This window comes from Paenibacillus sp. CR_12 (genome assembly GCF_041953985.1).
Taxonomy (GTDB): Bacteria; Bacillota; Bacilli; order Paenibacillales; family Paenibacillaceae; genus Paenibacillus_AQ; species Paenibacillus_AQ lautus_A.
In genome coordinates, this window is the sequence record NZ_JAVFHO010000004.1 from 418,802 (window position 1) to 436,202 (window position 17,401).

A 17,401-nucleotide genomic window follows, 5' to 3' on the forward strand; every position below is an offset into this window, starting at 1 on the left:
CAATGGGTGTGTCGTATGCATCATGAGGTAGGACATTCCTTCGGCCTCCTGTACAATGATCTCCATCTGATACATTGTATTATAACATACGATAAAACTTGCCTTCAATTGTCACGGAGCCGTTGCAGAATCCGCTTCTGTTCCTTGATCGCCGGCGTTGTGCTTGCCGGCAAGTTCGTCTTGCAGCGCTTGTTTGGCTGCATTGAGTTCATTTGCGTTAATGTAAACGTTAGGACTTCTCCACTCACCGGTAATCGGCATAAATTTAACGTCTTCTTTGCCAATATCATAATAAGTCGCGAGCAAGTTCCGGATTTGCTCCTGCTCGAAATCGGTGGTCATGTTGTCGCTGACGGCATCCAGCGCATTGCCGACTTTCGTAACGCCGCCGAACGATTTCATCTTGTCGAGCAAGGAATGCAACACTTCGCTTTGGCGGGCATTGCGATCAAAGTCGTTGGACTCCTTGGTCTTAGGATTACAGTTCATTGATTTACGGTAACGCACATAGTCTAGCGCCTTCTTGCCGTCCAGCTTTTGCGGACCCACCGTCAGGTTGATGTCGGTTCCATCCACGGAATCCCGGTGGCACATGTTGTATTGTACGTTAACATCCACCCCGCCGAAGGTATCCACGACGTCGCGGAAACCCTGAAAATCGATGACCGTTACATAATCGATATTAACGCCAAGATACTTGCTCATCATGACTTTCATTTCTTCTTCTGCCGGAATGCCGCTGCCCGGCTCCTTTTTCTCGGCTGCTTTATAAGCTGCTTTAAATCTTGGGTAGTAGGCGTTCAGCTTCGTCGCCTTGTATCCTTCAAGTTCAATCAGCGTATCCCGCGGCAGGGATACCAGCGTCGACGTATTGGTTTCCGGATGCATGGAGGCGACCATCACCACGTCCGTCAGGTACGTCCCTGTTTCCGGACGATGATCGGTTCCCAAGAGCAGCACGGTAATCGGTTTTTCTTTCGCGGAATGGCCCGGAGCTACCGGCTTGTCGATCCCGCTTTTCTCGATGACCTGATTTCCCTTGAAGAAGAGATATCCGGCATAACCTGCTGCAGCCAAAACCGCGATTAGCAGTACGATCAGAATAAATTTGAAAAATGATTTCCATGGGCTTTTTTTCTTTTTAGGAACTGGCTGTTTCTTGCCCTTCCCCCCACTTTTGGCTCTTGGAGGGAGACTGGTATGAGTAGGATTCATATCATAACACCTGATTTCATTCAAATTAGATGAATGTCCGATAAACGCTTCAAATTGCGAAGCATTTACCGGACCATGGTTGACTTCTCTCTCTTATAAACGATGGGGACTGACAAAAAGTTGCCGTATGGTTGTTGCCTGAAATGCTAAATTTCTACAAACCTTATGACTTCGGCTCGGCTTGAGCCTTCTTCTTCTGACGATCTTCAACAAAGTATCGAATACGCACCATCAGCATCAACGCCACGGCGACCAACAAGCATTGGATAATCGGCAGCTTATCGATCTGAAACACAAGCAGTATCGCCGAACCCAGGGCCATCAAGATATACAGGAGAATCTCCTTCAACAGAGGAAGCTTCTGCTTCACTCGGAATACCTTGTTGTAAACGTAGGTGATCAGCACAAATATGACGATATACGAAACGAGCGGGTGCGCGGCAAACCATTCCTGCATGATAGGTTCACTCCTTTTGGGCAAGTAGATCTCTATCTATTATAGATTTGCTTGCGCCATTTTACGATGTTTTTCTGCGCGTTCGCGCTCACTCTTGTTCAAAATCTTCTTGCGGAGACGAACGGATTTCGGCGTAATCTCGCAATACTCGTCGTCGTTCAAGTATTCCAGAGCTTGCTCAAGCGAGAAGATGACCGGTGTTTTCAATTTCACCGTATCGTCCTTCGTTGCCGAACGAACGTTGGTCAATTGCTTCTCTTTACAAATATTGACGACGATATCGTTGTCGCGGGTATGCTCCCCGACGATCATGCCTTCATAAATCTCGGTCCCCGGTTCCAGGAACAGGGTTCCGCGGTCTTCAACCGACATCATGCCGTAGAACGTCGAAGATCCGTTTTCCGTGGAAACCAGCACGCCTTGATGGCGTCCGCCCACTTGGCCGCCAACCAGCGGGCCATAGCTGTCGAACGCGTGGTTCATAATGCCGTAGCCGCGAGTCAGCGTCAAGAAATGGGTGCGGTAGCCGATAAGCCCGCGAGCCGGAATCAGGAATTCCAGACGGACTTGACCGTTTCCGTTGTTCACCATGTTCACCATTTCGGCCTTGCGTGTTCCAAGGCTTTCCATAACAGCGCCCATGCTCTCTTCCGGCACGTCAATGAGGAGGCGTTCGATCGGTTCCATTTTGACGCCATCGATTTCCCTTACGATAACTTCAGGCTTGGATACTTGAAGCTCATAGCCTTCACGACGCATATTCTCAATCAGGATACTGAGGTGAAGCTCGCCGCGTCCCGAAACGATATAGGCATCCGGGCTGTCCGTCTCATCCACTCGCAAGCTGACGTCCGTTTCCAGTTCTTTGAAGAGACGGTCACGAAGCTTGCGGGATGTCACCCATTTGCCTTCGCGTCCGGCAAAAGGACTGTTGTTCACCAGGAACGTCATTTGCAGGGTAGGCTCGTCAATTTTGAGAACCGGGAGGGCTTCCGGATGCTGCGGATCCGCAATGGTTTCTCCGATGTTGATGTCTTTGATGCCTGCGATCGCCACGATGTCGCCAGCGCCTGCTTCGGCAACCTCGATCCGCTTCAGTCCCTGGAAACCGAACAGCTTCTCGATACGGGCATTCTTGGTGGAACCGTCTCTAAGCATAACGGCAACCGGTTGGCCTTGCTTAATGACACCGCGATTCACGCGGCCGACGGCGATACGGCCCAGATATTCATTGTAATCCATCAAGGTAACGAGGAACTGCAGAGGCTCGTCCACTTTCTCGGTAGGGGAAGGGATATGGTCGATAATGGTTTCGTAAAGAGCAAGCATGTTATCGTCTTGCTTCTCCGGATCCATGCTAGAAGTACCGTTTAGGGCAGATGCATATACTACGGGGAAATCCAACTGGTCGTCGTTCGCTCCAAGCTCAATGAACAGGTCAAGCACTTCATCGATCACTTCAGCTGGGCGAGCAGCCGGACGGTCAATCTTGTTTACAACGACGATCGGCGTCAAGTTATGGGCAAGCGCTTTGCCCAGAACGAACTTGGTCTGAGGCATGCAGCCTTCGTATGCGTCAACAACGAGCAGAACGCCGTCGACCATTTTCATGATACGTTCGACTTCACCGCCGAAATCGGCGTGTCCAGGCGTATCCACGATGTTGATCAAGAAATCTTTATACGTAATAGCCGTATTTTTGGCTAGGATGGTAATACCGCGTTCGCGCTCCAAATCATTGGAGTCCATCGCGCGCTCCTGCAGCGTCTCATGCTCCCGGAAAATACCGGACTGCTGCAGCAGTTGGTCTACAAGTGTTGTTTTGCCATGGTCAACGTGAGCAATAATGGCAATGTTGCGAATCTGATCTCTTGATTGCATAAATATATCTCAAATCCCTTCTATTCGAATGAGCCACAAAGAAAGCGCCGGACGACATGCCGACGCTTCAACATACATCCTATAATATAGGTAAACGAGCGGGAAAATCAAGTCTTTTCAGAAAACTTCCAGCAACTTTTACCTCTTCCCGATTACCAGCCTCGGCTCCATTTATTATTGCGTCTCGAACGATTGCGGCCGAAGATCATCCAAGCGCCCGCCGCGATCAAGATCAGCGCAATAATGTAGAACGCTCCTGTCTGAAGCCAGGTGAAGATGAATATCACAACGGAAAGCGCCGTCAGACCAAGCGCAATCGGCAGTGCAGCGCCGGGACGCGGGCTCTCGTACAGATAATACTCAAACAGGCCTACGGCCACACCGAGAATGAGAACAGGCCATAATGAGGCCATTAGTCCCCAGCCGCCGATATTGCATATGAGGAACAGAAGCCCGTATACCGTCAGAATACCGCCCGGTATCAGTACGGCGGCAGAAGCCCGGCGACCAAAAAACAGGATATGCAAAAAAATACCCGGCAGCAGCAGGACGAGCGGCCATAACGTTCTGCCCAGAAATCCGAACACGCCAAGCTTGCCGAGCAAAATAACGACTCCAGCGACAACGATGAAAATACCCAATGCCAAATCTTTTCTGGAGGACATTTGATCACCCTCTCTTCAATATATGTATCACCATAAACAGCGGTTTCTAACAGAAGCAGTTACGTTAATTTTAGCCCAAACCGACAAAAAAAACCATATCCCGAGCTTGTTCCGCTTAAAAATTACCCCGCCCGGCCCACGAGCATCGGCCTAGCATCACAAGAAATGGACGACTGCGAGAGACAGTCGTCCATTTATCCGGTTTACGGCTTCCGCATGAGTATGTCCAACACCGCAGCCTGCAGTAATGTCCCCGTTTACGCGCCGGTCCGTCTTACCGTCTGCAATCCGCCGATGAGAACAACGAAACCCGCCACGATAATCGGCAGCAAGCTGTGCGCATAGGGCATCCAATAAGCCAGCAGCAGGCCGACGCGAGAATCCTGTATGAGCATTTCGCCTGCTGTAAAAGCTAAAATACCGGCACCTATATAGAGCAGTACGGGAAACTTTTGAAGCAGCCTGGAGATCATCCCGCTTCCCCATACAACAATTGGAATGCTTAATATAATCCCGATGACAATCAGGGAGAGATCGCCATTGGCAAGCCCCGCGATTGCCAAGACATTGTCCAGGCTCATGACAAAATCGGCGATCAGAATCGTATTGACCGCGCCCCATATCGTGGAAGCCCTGGCCATGCTCGCAGGATCATGTTCCTTTTGCATCATCAGTTTGACCGCGATCCAGATGAGCAGCAATGCGCCGCCAGCCTGCAGAAACGGAATTTTCAACAGCAGAACGGCCACAAAAGTCAGAATGCAGCGCAAAAGTACGGCCCCCGCCGTCCCGATCCAAACGGCCCGTTTGCGGTGTATTTCCGGAAGATCCTTGCTGGCCATAGCAATGACCAAGGCATTGTCGCCGCTGAGTACAAGATTGATCACTAATATTTGTCCCAACAAAAAAATCGTCTCCACCAGAACAACACCCCCACTCTACACATATGTGGTTTTTGTCCAGGCTATGCTTGCACATCGGGAAAAATAGGCCTATAATAAATCCACTTTGTTTAATGGTGGAACGTATTCTAAGAGGAGTGACATTCATGGAAACCACAGCCGCTGAATTTTTTCTTGCATTAATCAACATTGTGTTTTTGGATTTGATATTGGCCGGGGACAACGCCATCGTGATCGGCCTGGCGGCACGCAATCTTCCGAAGGAAACCCAGAAAAAAGCCATTATCTACGGTACGGCAGGTGCTGTAATCCTCCGCATCATAGCCACCATCCTTGTCGTCTGGCTGCTCAACATCCCTTGGCTGCTGCTTGTGGGAGGCGTGCTCCTGATCGGCATTGCTTACAAGCTGTTGACCGACGACAATAATGATCACGGCAATATCAAGGCTGGCAGCAACCTGGGCGCGGCCATCCGCACCATCATCGTAGCCGATGCCGCCATGGGCCTGGACAACGTCATTGCCGTTGCCGGCGCGGCCAAACATAACATGATCCTTGTAACCCTGGGCCTGCTCATCAGCGTTCCCATCGTGGTATGGGGCAGCACCCTGTTCATCAAGCTGATCAACCGCTTCCCATGGATTATCTATGTAGGTTCAGCGGTGCTTGCATATACGGCATCCTCCATGATTACCGAGGAGAAGCATTTTATGGGGTACTTTGAAGGGCACCAGATTATAAAGTATCTGTTCATTGCCGCCATCATCGTCGGCGTGCTGACGGCAGGACATCTAAAAAAAAAATCAGCCGCTCGCCGTCAGTCGTCCACCCTGTCCTAACGGTCTCAACATACCATAAAAACGCCCCGAGGCTTATCGTAAGCCTCGGGGCGTTTTTATGGTTTTTATCTTATCGAATAGCATAAGACGCTCTGTCGGCGGCGCCATGGCGGCCGCAGCTTCATACCCGATTTAGAACCAGTCTTCGTTGACTACGGGCTCCTCACGCTTCTCGCCAAGCTCGCCGATCTTACTGTCCGGCGTGATGATCACGGTCTCCGTGCCTTCAACCGCCGCTTGAATCAAGGCAGGCAGCTCGGTAAGCGAAGCCTCCACCTTCTCGATAATCTTCAGATTCGGATTGGTGGTCGGCGATTTAGGAACAAACAACGTGCAGCAATCCTCATACGGCAGAATCGACGTGTCAAATGTGCCGATGTCCATCGCAATGTTGATGATGTCGTTCTTATCCATCATGACGAGCGGCCGGAGCAGCGGCAGCTCGGTAGCTCTTCCGATCACATTCATGCTCGGCAGCGTTTGGCTGGCCACTTGTCCCAGGCTATCCCCGGTCACGATCGCCAGTGCCCCTTCCCGCTCAGCAAGCGAGGAAGCAATCCGTAACATGGCTCTGCGCATAAAAGTAATGATCAGATTATCCTGGCCGATGCCGACAAAGGAGGTCTGCACATCGGTAAACGGCACCAGGTGAAGCTTGATTTTTCCTGTATAGCCCGATAACAGCCTCGTTAACTCCATGACCTTTTCCTTCGCAAGCTGGCTGGTGTAGGGGAAGCTGTAGAAGTGGACGCACTCAATTTCAAGTCCCCTGCGCATCGCTGACCAGCCCGCTACAGGACTGTCAATTCCTCCGGAGAGGAGCAGCATCGCCTTCCCGTTCGTACCAAGGGGGTAACCGCCGGCGCCGGGAATCACTTCATAGTACAAATACGTCTCGTTCTCCCGAATTTCCACGCGCAGCTCCATATCGGGCTGCTTCACTTTCACTTTAAGCTGGGGATAGGTCCGCAGCAATGGCGATCCGACCAAATGATTCATCTCTTGCGAGGAATGAGGGAATTGCTTCCATACTCTTCTGGCATTGACCTTGAAGGTTACCGTGCCTTCCAGTTCCTTCTGCCCCACAAATTCAACCGCTGTTTCGATAATGCGTTCAGGCTCCGAAGAACAAACGCGAACCGGACTGATGGAAACCAGGCCAAATACCTTCTTCAGCACTTGAATCAGCGCCTCGGGAGACTCTCCGTTAAGCTCGACGTACAGGCGGCCGTATTCCTTGATGATTTTCGCGCCCGGATACGGTCTGAGCACGCTTCGAATATGATTCAGCACCGATCTCTCGAACCGGTTGCGGTTTTTGCCTTTCAGGGTAAACTCGCCAAAGCGAAGCAGCAGTTTATCGTAAGTCATCTCCGATTACCCTCTCTTTCTATGACGGGACGCAGGTTCCCGCAAACTTTCGCCAATACCTCGACCAGCCGCGCTGCATCGCCCAGCTGATGCTCCTTGCCAAGACTGATACGAATTCCGGAGGAAGCTGCCTCCCTGTCTTTTCCCATCGCCAACAGCACCCGGCTGGGTTCGCTGAATTTGGACGAACAAGCCGATTTGGTCGATACGAGCATGCCCATCTCTTCCAGAGCATGGACCATCACCTCGGGTTTTAATCCCGGATACGAAAAATGAATGATGTGCGGTGCGCTCTGCTCGCTGCTGTTTAACACCAAGCCCGGAATTTTGCGGATGCCCTGAAACAGCAGCTCCCTGATCTCCGTCATCCTGGCATAAAGCTCAGGCTGATTTTCCCTGGACAATCGCATGGCCTTCGACATCGCTACCGCTCCGGCAACATTCTCCGTGCCCGCCCGATGCCCGCTCTCCTGGGATCCGCCGGATATCAGGGGAAAGAGCTGCACGCCTTGCCTGATGTACAGCACCCCCATTCCCCTTGGACCGTTGAACTTATGTGCGGACAAGCTGTACAAATCGGCCTGCCACCCGGATAGCGAGACCGGGAGCTTGCCGAATCCCTGTACGCCATCGACATGCAGCAGCGTGCGTGGGTTCCGCTCCTTCACGATACGCCCCACTTCCGCCAGCGGCTGTACGGCCCCCGTTTCATTATTCACATGCATGATGCTGACCAGCACCGTATCTTTACGGACTGCTTCGCTCAAGGCAGCCAGATCCACCATGCCTTCGGCATCCACGGGAAGGTACGTCACTTCCCAGCCCAGCGTTTCCAGCTGTCTGCAGCATTCATATACGGACGGATGCTCGGTTCCCGTCGTGATGATATGCTTGCCCCGGCTGCTGTACTGCATCGCAGCCCCTTTTATCGCCATGTTATTGCCCTCGGTTGCCCCGGACGTAAATACGATCTCATCCGGCTTAACGTCCAGCGCGGCTGCGCACACCTCTCTTGCCCTTTTCTGCAATTTGGCGGCCGCTTCGCCTGAACGGTGAAGGGCTGACGGGTTGGCATAATGAAGCTTCATGACTTCCGCCATCGTGTCCACCACTTCATCAAAAGGAGGGGTCGTTGCAGCGTGATCCCAATATATCAAGGTAATTTCCCCTTTCCATCTTACGCATCGCAGATTGCATAGCTTATGATTCCAGACCTTTATATTTACACAAAAAGACCAAACGGTAAAGCCGCACTCCATCTTGCCTTGGACAAAGCGGCGCTTATCGTTTGATCCTCTATCAGATTACTATTCGCCCCGATCGGACTACAATGCGTATTTCGACTGGGCATTCATGACTTTGCTAATGTATGCCTGGGTTTCCTTGGGCAATTCATGAGCCACGGACATCAGCTCTTCATCGCTGGATACACCCAAACCCGCGACGCGTGTCGGTCCTGCATTATAGGCAGCAAGCACCATGGCTATCTCTCCGCCAAACCGTTGGATCAGATTGGACAAATATTTGGTGCCGCCCTCGATGTTCTGAGCCGGATCAAAAGGGTTGCTTACCCCGAGTCCTCTCGCCGTACCGTCCATGAGCTGCATCAGTCCCTTGGCACCTGCAGACGAGACCGCATGCGGATTAAACGAGGATTCCGCGTCGATGACCGCTTTGATCAACGATACCGGCACGCCATAGCGTTCCCCTGCCGCCGTGATTAAATCCTCAAAAGTCGTAGGCTTTGTTGCCCCGGTGTCGTTGATCTCTGCTTCTATCGAGGTGCTCGACGAAACGGATTCATTCACAACGCCTAACTGCTGCCACAACAGCCCGTCCTTAAAGGTGACGCCGGGCGCCAGCTGTGTCATGGAACGTTCAACCGGTTTGGAAGTGGATTCTTCGTTAAGCAGGCTGCTCAGCACATTGACAAATCCGGCTGACGATTCGGTGGAATTCGTATTCATCTGTGATACATCCGTCATTTGCTTCCATGATATCGGATCTATTTGCATCGTTTAACTCACTTTCTCCAGTTAAATTTCAAACTTGTCCTTTATTTTATCACGGAACTGGAACAATCTGCTATACCTATTCGACAAAAAAATAGGCGGACCAACCCTTCCCGGTTGACCCGCCCATATTAAACGATGATAAATAAATCAATCATTATCTGCTGAAAGGAATCAAGATAAAATAACTGAGCGTCGCCAGAATGCCGAGTCCTATGGACCAAGCACCTGTCGTTCTGCTGCCTTTGCTGTATGCGTAATAACCCACGACAGCCGCGATAGGTCCGAGAATGACCGACCACATGAACAAGGAGGCAATCCCTAATACCAGGCCTACGTATCCGACCGCCCGGCCGGTGGAGAGATCCGTCTTATCCTCGTCTGCATGCCGTACCGAGGTTTCCATCGGCGGAGCCACCTCGGCAGCATATTCCTCGCGGTGATCCTTCCGCGGGAAGTCTACCCGGTTTCGCTTGCCTTGAACAACCTTCATTTTATTTTTGCGATGTTTTTTATCCATAGCTCGCTTCCTCCATTTCCATCATCCTAAAGTGCCCGGTACCCGGACTTTATCCGGAGCTTGTGCCCGTCAGCCCTTCGGCTTGAAGGTCAGACAGCAGGTCTCGGAAGACTTGTCAGCAACATCCTGATGATCGTCTACGTAAGGCTCTGCCCCATACTCTTCGTTAAGTTTCACATTCGCATGACGGTCAATCTCGATCATAATCATCTCGGCATGACATAAATTTTGTTCTCCCCAGTAATGGCAATTGCTGACACTGCACTTCACTAATGGTTTGGCTTCGTTGGCCATTTTAGCATCACCTCGTCAACATTTTTTCCTATGTTTAGGGCCGGTATGCACGATAACGATTGTCAGTTGGTGCCTTAGGCGCGGAACGCAAAAAAGAGATGCCAACGGCTGGCATCTCTTGAGTCTTCCATAATTATACTAAGCGTGGCTTCTCTCGGATTGCATCCGGCGCTCCGTCAAATAATCGCTCTCGTAATAAGCAAGATCGTCGCGAAGCTCTTCATAAATCTTGGTAATGTTCATGATGACGTCACGTGCGGGACGTACCGGCTTCTTCCGGAAACGGATGGCATCCTGTCCGGTGTAGGCGTAACGGCCATCTTCGGAATAACTTTCATTTTTTGGATAGAAGAAGCTGTTCACGCAGCGATGATACAAATTATACAAAGCCTTCTCGGCAAAATCGATATCAAAATTAGGGCGACGCTGTACAACGCCTAGCTTCTCATAGGAAACTTCAGAAAATACGAGCAAATGGCGAACATCCGACAAGAATCCTTTGTAAAAGTGAACGGTTTCCTCGTCCTGTTCCGTTACCAATTGAGATAAAGCATGTTCATTCAAAAACGTTTCCATAATCGAAATAGCAGATTTCAACTTTTCTCTGGATTCTGAGCATAATTTCTGAAGATTGTCTGCTGGCATTACGATAGATCCCCCTTAAATGGTCGTGACCTGCAGGCCAAAACGGCCTGACGGTCATGCTAATATGTACTATCCTAACACAAATTTTGGGATAACGAAATCCCTATCATGAATACACTTACAAGGTTATTTTTAGTACATTTTTTTGGCGTATTCACTCTTATTGACTAAAGATTTCTTGCACGCATAAAAAGGATGCACTCTTCCCACGCTAAGATTACTTACATCCTGAAATGCGGCGAGGAGGAAAATATGTGAAATCTCGTACCTTTTGGAGCATTATAGGGGCAGCGTCAGTTATTGGCGCGCTTTTGATCTTGCTGTTCATCCCCGGCTCGAAACAGCCGGCTCCAACGGCTGAACCGTCACGGCCCTTAAAACCCCAGCAGGAGAACAAGGCCAAGCATTTTACCATGCTGGGCGATATCCAGGCAACGGATCAATTAAACCGTCTCGATGCCAGGGGACACCTCCGCAAAATGCTGAACAATGATTCTTTGCGCAGCGCGGGGCAAGTCAAGGCGTATACGCAGAAAGAGCAAAAGATGCACAAGCATTTTCAGCAAGTACGCTGGTATAACCTCAAGGAAAACAAGATGGCGGACATTCAAGGCCAGCTTCCCAAAATGAGCAAAACCGACAAAAATCGGATCGCCCATCATTTTCAACTGGCGCAGCAGAAATTGAAACGCGGGGAACCTTATGATTCCCCCAAATTCAACGCGGCGGGGCAGCCTTATTTTGTTGTGGCCGAACCGTCCAAGGATGGCAGATATGGCGCTGCCGCCCTGGTCAATCAAGCCGTGCTCCAAGAGGTAAGCAATCACCAGAAGCGGAATCTCCGCTTAATTCCGTATCCGAAGGAAGGAAAATTCCGGGTCGAGTCCATCCATGCGGATACCCTCTCCGACATCACCGTCAAAACCGGCCATGATAATGAAAAGGCCAGTCATTTTTACGAAAATGAAATCGTGGTGTCCTTTCAAAATGAACCGTCAAAGCAGCAGCTGTTGGATATCTCCAAGGAAATATCATGCGAAACGCCAAGGAAACTGGGTTATGCCTATGTTTTCCGTTCCAAAGATATGGATTACCAGAAGCTTCGCTCCTATTTCCAGCAGAAGTGGAAAATCAAATACACGGAGCCTCACTACATTTATTTAACCAATGATCGCAGCCCTCAATCCCGGGTTAACTCGGATTTCCCGGATGGGGCGAATGCCCAAGTCAATATTCCGAATGATCTACTGTTTTCGGAATATCAATGGAATCTGCCCGTCATCGAGACAAACCGGGGCTGGGATCTGTCCAAAGGCAGCGAAGATGTCATCATCGCCGTAATTGACACAGGGGTGGATCTTCAGCATTCCGATTTGGACGGACAACTGGTGGAAGGATACAACATTGTCGAGAAAGACAAACAGCCGCTGGATGATGTGGGGCACGGGACGCACGTAGCCGGGATCATCGGTGCCCTGGTCAACAACGGCGAAGGCGTTGCGGGCGTTAGCTGGTACAACAAAATCATGCCGGTCAAAGCGCTCGACGGATCCGGATCGGGAACAACCTATGCTGTCGCGGAAGGCATTATTTGGGCCACGGATCACGGAGCCAAGGTAATCAATATGAGTCTTGGCAACTATGCCGACTCCCAGTTCCTGCATGATGCCGTTAAATACGCCTATGATCGCGACGTTGTGCTTGTTGCCGCATCAGGCAACGACAACACGGAGCGCCCCGGCTATCCTGCCGCCTATCCGGAGGTGTTGGCTGTCGCCGCAACGGATTCCAATCAGAAGCGGGCGGAATATTCCAACTACGGCGATTACATCGATGTGGCCGCTCCAGGGACCAATATCGCAAGCACCTTCCCTGGAAATCAATATGCCGCTCTGTCCGGGACCTCCATGGCCAGTCCCCATGCAGCCGCCATGGCAGGGCTCATCCGTTCCCTTAATCCTGACCTGACCAATCAAGAGGTCATGGATGTCATGATCAATCAAGCGGTGGATCTTGGCGACAAGGGAAGGGATAAATATTACGGTCATGGTCAGATCGACATCTTCCAGTCCTTGAAGTCGGTTGGCGCCCCTGAAGTGCCTCTTCAAATGTGGCCCGGCCATACCCTTCGCAATCTGGAGCAAGAGCTCCGCAAACTAAACGGCTCAAACGATAAAAGATAAAGAATAAAGCAGCTTCCGCCCTCTCGCGTTGGCTGCTTTATTCATGATCCGAGACAATGCCGTCACGTTTATTTCTTCCGGCGGGTACGGCTGGTACGCACTGTAGCTTTCTTGGAACGCTTGCCGGATACCGTAACGCCGCCATAGCCTCCATTTTCGGTTACGACTTCTTCTTCGCTGTACGTGTACAGATGTTTTTCTACCGGCACGCAGTGAATCTTATCCACCACTTTTATAGGATGAATAACCGGTACGATTTGCGGTACATAGTGGTCTCTCACGACTACAATCGGATCGCACACAATCGGGGACACCGGAGGACATGGATAATCGTTATGACAAGACATGTGTTTGCATCTCCTTTCCGTTGATGATTATAGCTTATTATCCCAAGGGCTATTTGGTATGGACGATTATCCGTACAGGGCACATGATCTCCCAATATTTTCACAAATTCAGAAGAAAAACGTCTATCGACGTACTTTCTCAGAACACAGACCACGGTTAGAGGAAGTTTCTTGCGATATCAGGAAGACCCAAGCTTCGAAGTTTATACTTTCTGATACTTGAAAAAACGCGCATTTCCTGTACACCCCCGCAAGGAGTGAAAAGAAAATACGCGTTTGTACTATAGCATATTCATAAAATCGTTGTGCAGTTGGGAAAGTTTTCCGTAAGCCGGGTTCTGTGCTCTTCGTGGTCATAGCGGGAACTACCCTGCCACCATAAGCGACAATCATCTATCTAGGCCGATCATTACTAATCGGCTCAAGCGACCAACCCGGACGCGCCTCGGGCTAAGGCTGTCTCCTCGAAGGAGACTGCGTCCCATTAGGTCTTGCTCCAGGTGGGGTTTACCAGGAACGAAGTCACCAGCGTTCCTCGGGGTCTCTTACACCTCGGTTCCATCCTTGCCTGTGCCGCCCTTAGGCGGCCATCGGCGGTCCATTTCTGTGGCACTATCCTTCAACTCGCGCTGACTGGACGTTATCCAGCACCCTGCCCTATGGAGCCCGGACTTTCCTCTCGCGGCTTTGAGGCCGCCAGCGATTGTCTGTCAAACTTTCCGGACAACATTACATATTATATCGTGATTCCATGCGGTACACAACCATTAAACATTAACAACAGCTGATTATTTTCCCATTCCGAAATCAAACAAACTGGAACGGCTCCGTGTTGATGCGGGAAGCCACGACCCGAGTTTCGTACTTATGCTCCTGCAGCTTCTGCTCCATCCACTCGGCAACTTTGACTTTCATGATCTTCTCGGCATTGTGGCCCGGATCAATGATTGTAAGTCCTGCGGCCAGCGCGTCCTGTGCCGTATGATAATCCACATCCCCCGTTACCAGCACGTCTGCTCCCCGAAACAGCGCCTTCATCATGTAGCGTCCTCCGGAGCCGCCTATAACGGCTGCCTTGCGTATGGTACGGTCGAGTTCTCCTACTACGCGAACATGAGGGACCTCCAGCTTCTCTTTTACGACGTCGACCAACTCAGCCAGCGTCAGGGGCTCCTTCAGCTTCCCGACCCGTCCAAGACCGAGGGATCTTCCCTTCAGGTCCATGTTATACAGATCGTAGGCAACCTCTTCATAAGGATGCTCCTTCAGCATAGCCTGGATGACCTTGTTCTTAATGGTGTGGGGAACAATCGTTTCGATCCGGACCTCGTCTGCCCGTTCCATCTTTCCTTCCTTGCCTTGAAAAGGGGTGCTGCCTTCTCTTGGAACGAAGGTGCCGAAGCCCTCGATATTGAAGCTGCAGTGGCTGTAATTTCCGATCCAGCCTGCGCCGGCTCCGAGCACGGCATCCAGCACCTCTTGATGGTGGCTCTTCGGAACAAACACCACCAGCTTGGACAGCTGCTCGTTATGCATGTCATGGATGGGCGACGTATCCTCGATGCCCAGCGCCTCCGCCATCCAATCGTTCATGCCGCCATCGGTTACGTCCAGATTGGTATGGCTTACATAGACCGCGATGTCGTGTTTGATCAGCTTCTCGTATACCTTGCCCATCGGCGTATCCGTCTGCAGCTGCTTCAGCGGACGGTAGATAATCGCATGATGCGCGATAATCAGGTCAGCCCCAAGCTCTATGGCTTCATCCACCACTTCGTCATTCACGTCCAGTGCAATCAGAACCGTGCGGATGTCCTTTTGCAAAGTTCCGAGCTGGAGCCCAATCCGGTCCTCGGGTTCGGCCACGTGCTTCGGGGCCAGTTGTTCCATGAATTGAATTACGGTTTGTCCTTTGGCAAGCATGCCAGCACCTCCTGAATAAACTCGATATCCGATCGAATCTCGCTCGCCTTATCGGCTGCCGTGGGCAGATCCGAACGCGATAGCGACTGAAGTATATACCCCATCTTCTCCATCTCCGACGTCCATTTATCGTGGAAAACCGGATTCGGGGATTGCGTCAACCAAGGCCCCATACGGAACAGCCAGTCCGCAGAAAGCCGGACACCGTCTCCGATCGCCCTTTCCTTGTATACCTGTTCATTCGTCAGGTCGGTTGTATCCGAAGGCTCGGCGACCAGCACCTCGTAAATTTTTCCGTCTTCCTCCAGGATCCATTCCTCGATCAGCACCCAGCCATGGGAATGCAACCATCTGCGCAAAATGTCCTCTCCCACGTTCGGCTGTAAAACAAGCCTGCGAACGCCGGCCAGCTTCTCGATCCCGCGATCCAGAATCGCTGCAATCAGGCTGCCGCCCATGCCGGCAATGGTAATCACGTCCGCCTCACCGGCCGAGAGCACATTCAATCCGTCCCCTTTTCGCACGCTGATGACATCGGTCATCCCTGATTCGATGACCTGCTTGACGGCAGCATCGTATGGGCCTGGGTTTACCTCACCGGCGACAGCTTGAACCGCAGCTCCGCACTCCACGGCAGCCACGGGCAGCAAGGCATGATCCGAACCGATATCTGCAAGTTTGCTGCCGCGAGGAATCTTCTCCAGAATTTTCGTTAATCTTCTTGATAATTTCAATGCTGACACCCTTACATTCCATATTTTCGTTCAATCCACGATCTATTCATTACCCTAACAGACACGATACCAAACTGCAAACCCGCAAATCCGGCAAACCAACCGGGTGCAAGTCATTTGCAATGGGTCTGGAAAAGAGCTAAAATAAAGACCAATACAACAAATGCAGGAAGAAATTCCAGAACCAAGAAACCTCATTCACCCTGCTTGCATTCGAAAAAAAGGACCTGCTGCGTTACTGCAGAAGGTCCGTGGATTAAGCTATTCGAGAAAATCCTTTAACCGTTTGCTGCGGCTCGGGTGACGAAGCTTACGGAGCGCTTTGGCTTCGATCTGCCGTATCCGTTCACGCGTAACGCCGAATACTTTGCCGACCTCTTCCAGCGTTCTTGTGCGGCCGTCATCGAGTCCGAAACGAAGGCGAAGGACATTCTCCTCGCGCTCTGTCAGCGTATCCAGCACATCCTCGAGCTGTTCCTTCAGAAGCTCGTACGCAGCCGCGTCAGCAGGAGCGAGTGCTTCCTGATCCTCGATGAAATCCCCAAGATGGGAATCGTCCTCTTCGCCGATCGGCGTTTCCAGCGAAACCGGTTCTTGGGCAATCTTCATGATCTCCCGGACTTTCTCAACGCTGAGTTCCATCTCTGCAGCAATTTCCTCCGGCGAAGGCTCACGTCCAAGCTCCTGCAGAAGCTGTCTGGATACACGAATCAGCTTGTTGATGGTCTCTACCATATGCACGGGAATACGGATGGTACGGGCCTGGTCCGCGATCGCGCGCGTGATCGCTTGGCGAATCCACCAAGTCGCATACGTACTGAATTTGAAGCCTTTTTTGTAATCGAATTTCTCCACGGCTTTGATCAAACCCATGTTGCCCTCCTGAATCAAATCCAGGAACAGCATTCCACGACCCACATAACGCTTCGCAATACTTACGACGAGACGCAGGTTGGCTTCGGCCAGACGGCGCTTGGCTTCTTCATCTCCCTGTTCAATCCGGTTGGCAAGCTCAATCTCATCATCCGCGGACAACAGCGGAACCCGTCCAATTTCCTTCAGGTACATCCGAACCGGGTCGTTAATCTTGATCCCCGGAGGCAGTGAAAGATCGTCGTCAAATCCAAAATCCTCATTATCATGGGATTCGGAATCTCCCGATTGCCGGTGTGGGCCCTCTTCGTCATTTTCATTTACCACATCGATGCCCAGGTCGGCCAGCTGCTCATAGAACTCTTCCATCTGCTCCGTGTCCTGATCAAATGGCGACAATTTCTCCATAATATCTTTATAGCTTAATACGGATCTCTTTTTACCCTGTTCAATCAACTGATCCTTGACTTGATCCAGCGTAAATTCCGTTTCTAGTTCAGTATGCTGATCATTCGCCATCATTCGACTCCCTCCTCCCTA

General features: G+C 51.1%; 17 protein-coding genes and 1 other RNA gene. 2 read left to right on the plus strand and 16 right to left on the minus strand.

Annotation, left to right across the window (positions count from 1 at the left end):
• Positions 1-111: 111 nt before the first annotated feature.
• From RB297_RS17600 to RB297_RS17620, 5 genes are all read right to left on the minus strand, one after another.
• On the minus strand, positions 112-1,215 hold the full coding sequence (locus tag RB297_RS17600; protein ID WP_213577444.1) for an LCP family protein: 1,104 nt from the start codon (positions 1,213-1,215) through the stop codon (positions 112-114).
• 163 nt (positions 1,216-1,378) lie between these two features.
• Positions 1,379-1,672: a YlaH-like family protein gene (locus RB297_RS17605; RefSeq protein ID WP_009592386.1), complete on the minus strand. Its 294-nt coding sequence runs from the start codon at positions 1,670-1,672 to the stop codon at positions 1,379-1,381.
• A gap of 39 nt (positions 1,673-1,711) precedes the next feature.
• Positions 1,712-3,553, minus strand: coding sequence for a translational GTPase TypA (gene typA / locus RB297_RS17610; protein WP_009592389.1), 1,842 nt, complete (start codon positions 3,551-3,553; stop codon positions 1,712-1,714).
• Positions 3,554-3,705: 152 nt separating this feature from the next.
• Positions 3,706-4,218: a hypothetical protein gene (locus tag RB297_RS17615; RefSeq protein WP_090911800.1), complete on the minus strand. Its 513-nt coding sequence runs from the start codon at positions 4,216-4,218 to the stop codon at positions 3,706-3,708.
• 257 nt (positions 4,219-4,475) lie between these two features.
• Positions 4,476-5,138, minus strand: a complete 663-nt coding sequence (locus RB297_RS17620) for a TerC family protein (RefSeq protein ID WP_036666043.1) — start codon at positions 5,136-5,138, stop codon at positions 4,476-4,478.
• A gap of 128 nt (positions 5,139-5,266) precedes the next feature.
• Here RB297_RS17620 and RB297_RS17625 point away from each other — a divergent pair, with 128 nt between their 5' ends.
• Positions 5,267-5,959, plus strand: a complete 693-nt coding sequence (locus RB297_RS17625) for a TerC family protein (protein WP_096773056.1) — start codon at positions 5,267-5,269, stop codon at positions 5,957-5,959.
• Between the two features lie 132 nt (positions 5,960-6,091).
• On the opposite strand, the gene thiI is transcribed toward RB297_RS17625, so the two are convergent.
• The 6 genes from thiI to RB297_RS17655 form a co-directional block, all read right to left on the minus strand.
• A complete protein-coding gene (gene thiI / locus RB297_RS17630; RefSeq protein WP_096773055.1) occupies positions 6,092-7,330 on the minus strand; it encodes a tRNA uracil 4-sulfurtransferase ThiI in 1,239 nt (412 codons plus the stop codon).
• Entirely contained in the window at positions 7,327-8,487 is a 1,161-nt protein-coding gene (locus RB297_RS17635; RefSeq protein ID WP_375121031.1) for a cysteine desulfurase family protein, read from the minus strand. The genes thiI and RB297_RS17635 overlap by 4 nt, the downstream gene beginning before the upstream one ends.
• A gap of 168 nt (positions 8,488-8,655) precedes the next feature.
• The gene (locus RB297_RS17640; RefSeq protein WP_213577440.1) at positions 8,656-9,345 is read right to left on the minus strand and encodes a lytic transglycosylase domain-containing protein; all 690 of its coding nucleotides are present in this window, start codon (positions 9,343-9,345) and stop codon (positions 8,656-8,658) included.
• A 154-nt stretch (positions 9,346-9,499) separates the two neighbouring features.
• The gene (locus RB297_RS17645; protein WP_009592139.1) at positions 9,500-9,862 is read right to left on the minus strand and encodes a hypothetical protein; all 363 of its coding nucleotides are present in this window, start codon (positions 9,860-9,862) and stop codon (positions 9,500-9,502) included.
• Between the two features lie 69 nt (positions 9,863-9,931).
• Complete coding sequence (locus tag RB297_RS17650) at positions 9,932-10,156, minus strand: DUF1540 domain-containing protein (protein ID WP_006209042.1); 225 nt, start codon at positions 10,154-10,156, stop codon at positions 9,932-9,934.
• Between the two features lie 138 nt (positions 10,157-10,294).
• Positions 10,295-10,801, minus strand: a complete 507-nt coding sequence (locus RB297_RS17655) for a YpuI family protein (RefSeq protein ID WP_009592128.1) — start codon at positions 10,799-10,801, stop codon at positions 10,295-10,297.
• 254 nt (positions 10,802-11,055) lie between these two features.
• Here RB297_RS17655 and RB297_RS17660 point away from each other — a divergent pair, with 254 nt between their 5' ends.
• Positions 11,056-12,984 (plus strand): S8 family peptidase, encoded by a 1,929-nt coding sequence (locus tag RB297_RS17660; protein WP_192569229.1) that lies wholly within the window; start codon positions 11,056-11,058, stop codon positions 12,982-12,984.
• Positions 12,985-13,052: 68 nt separating this feature from the next.
• Here RB297_RS17660 and RB297_RS17665 read toward each other — a convergent pair whose 3' ends face one another.
• The 5 genes from RB297_RS17665 to rpoD form a co-directional block, all read right to left on the minus strand.
• Positions 13,053-13,331, minus strand: coding sequence for a hypothetical protein (locus tag RB297_RS17665; protein ID WP_015734209.1), 279 nt, complete (start codon positions 13,329-13,331; stop codon positions 13,053-13,055).
• 312 nt (positions 13,332-13,643) lie between these two features.
• Positions 13,644-14,050: RNase P RNA component class A (rnpB, locus tag RB297_RS17670), an RNA gene on the minus strand.
• An 88-nt stretch (positions 14,051-14,138) separates the two neighbouring features.
• Positions 14,139-15,254, minus strand: coding sequence for a Nif3-like dinuclear metal center hexameric protein (locus RB297_RS17675; RefSeq protein ID WP_375121032.1), 1,116 nt, complete (start codon positions 15,252-15,254; stop codon positions 14,139-14,141).
• The gene (locus RB297_RS17680; protein ID WP_096773050.1) at positions 15,230-15,988 is read right to left on the minus strand and encodes a tRNA (adenine(22)-N(1))-methyltransferase; all 759 of its coding nucleotides are present in this window, start codon (positions 15,986-15,988) and stop codon (positions 15,230-15,232) included. The genes RB297_RS17675 and RB297_RS17680 overlap by 25 nt, the downstream gene beginning before the upstream one ends.
• Before the next feature lie 261 nt (positions 15,989-16,249).
• Entirely contained in the window at positions 16,250-17,380 is a 1,131-nt protein-coding gene (gene rpoD, locus RB297_RS17685; RefSeq protein ID WP_036666181.1) for an RNA polymerase sigma factor RpoD, read from the minus strand.
• Between the last annotated feature and the right edge of the window lie 21 nt (positions 17,381-17,401).

Excerpts from the sequence above, each read along its gene's own strand:
- RB297_RS17625 (WP_096773056.1), top strand. The coding sequence starts at position 5,267 with ATGGAAACCACAGCCGCTGAATTTTTTCTTGCATTAATCAACATTGTG.
- RB297_RS17675 (WP_375121032.1), bottom strand. The coding sequence starts at position 15,254 with ATGCTTGCCAAAGGACAAACCGTAATTCAATTCATGGAACAACTGGCC.
- typA (WP_009592389.1), bottom strand. The coding sequence starts at position 3,553 with ATGCAATCAAGAGATCAGATTCGCAACATTGCCATTATTGCTCACGTT.
- RB297_RS17615 (WP_090911800.1), bottom strand. The coding sequence starts at position 4,218 with ATGTCCTCCAGAAAAGATTTGGCATTGGGTATTTTCATCGTTGTCGCT.
- RB297_RS17655 (WP_009592128.1), bottom strand. The coding sequence starts at position 10,801 with ATGCCAGCAGACAATCTTCAGAAATTATGCTCAGAATCCAGAGAAAAG.
- RB297_RS17665 (WP_015734209.1), bottom strand. The coding sequence starts at position 13,331 with ATGTCTTGTCATAACGATTATCCATGTCCTCCGGTGTCCCCGATTGTG.
- RB297_RS17605 (WP_009592386.1), bottom strand. The coding sequence starts at position 1,672 with ATGCAGGAATGGTTTGCCGCGCACCCGCTCGTTTCGTATATCGTCATA.
- RB297_RS17650 (WP_006209042.1), bottom strand. The coding sequence starts at position 10,156 with ATGGCCAACGAAGCCAAACCATTAGTGAAGTGCAGTGTCAGCAATTGC.
- thiI (WP_096773055.1), bottom strand. The coding sequence starts at position 7,330 with ATGACTTACGATAAACTGCTGCTTCGCTTTGGCGAGTTTACCCTGAAA.
- RB297_RS17600 (WP_213577444.1), bottom strand. The coding sequence starts at position 1,215 with ATGAATCCTACTCATACCAGTCTCCCTCCAAGAGCCAAAAGTGGGGGG.
- RB297_RS17645 (WP_009592139.1), bottom strand. The coding sequence starts at position 9,862 with ATGGATAAAAAACATCGCAAAAATAAAATGAAGGTTGTTCAAGGCAAG.
- rpoD (WP_036666181.1), bottom strand. The coding sequence starts at position 17,380 with ATGGCGAATGATCAGCATACTGAACTAGAAACGGAATTTACGCTGGAT.
- RB297_RS17640 (WP_213577440.1), bottom strand. The coding sequence starts at position 9,345 with ATGCAAATAGATCCGATATCATGGAAGCAAATGACGGATGTATCACAG.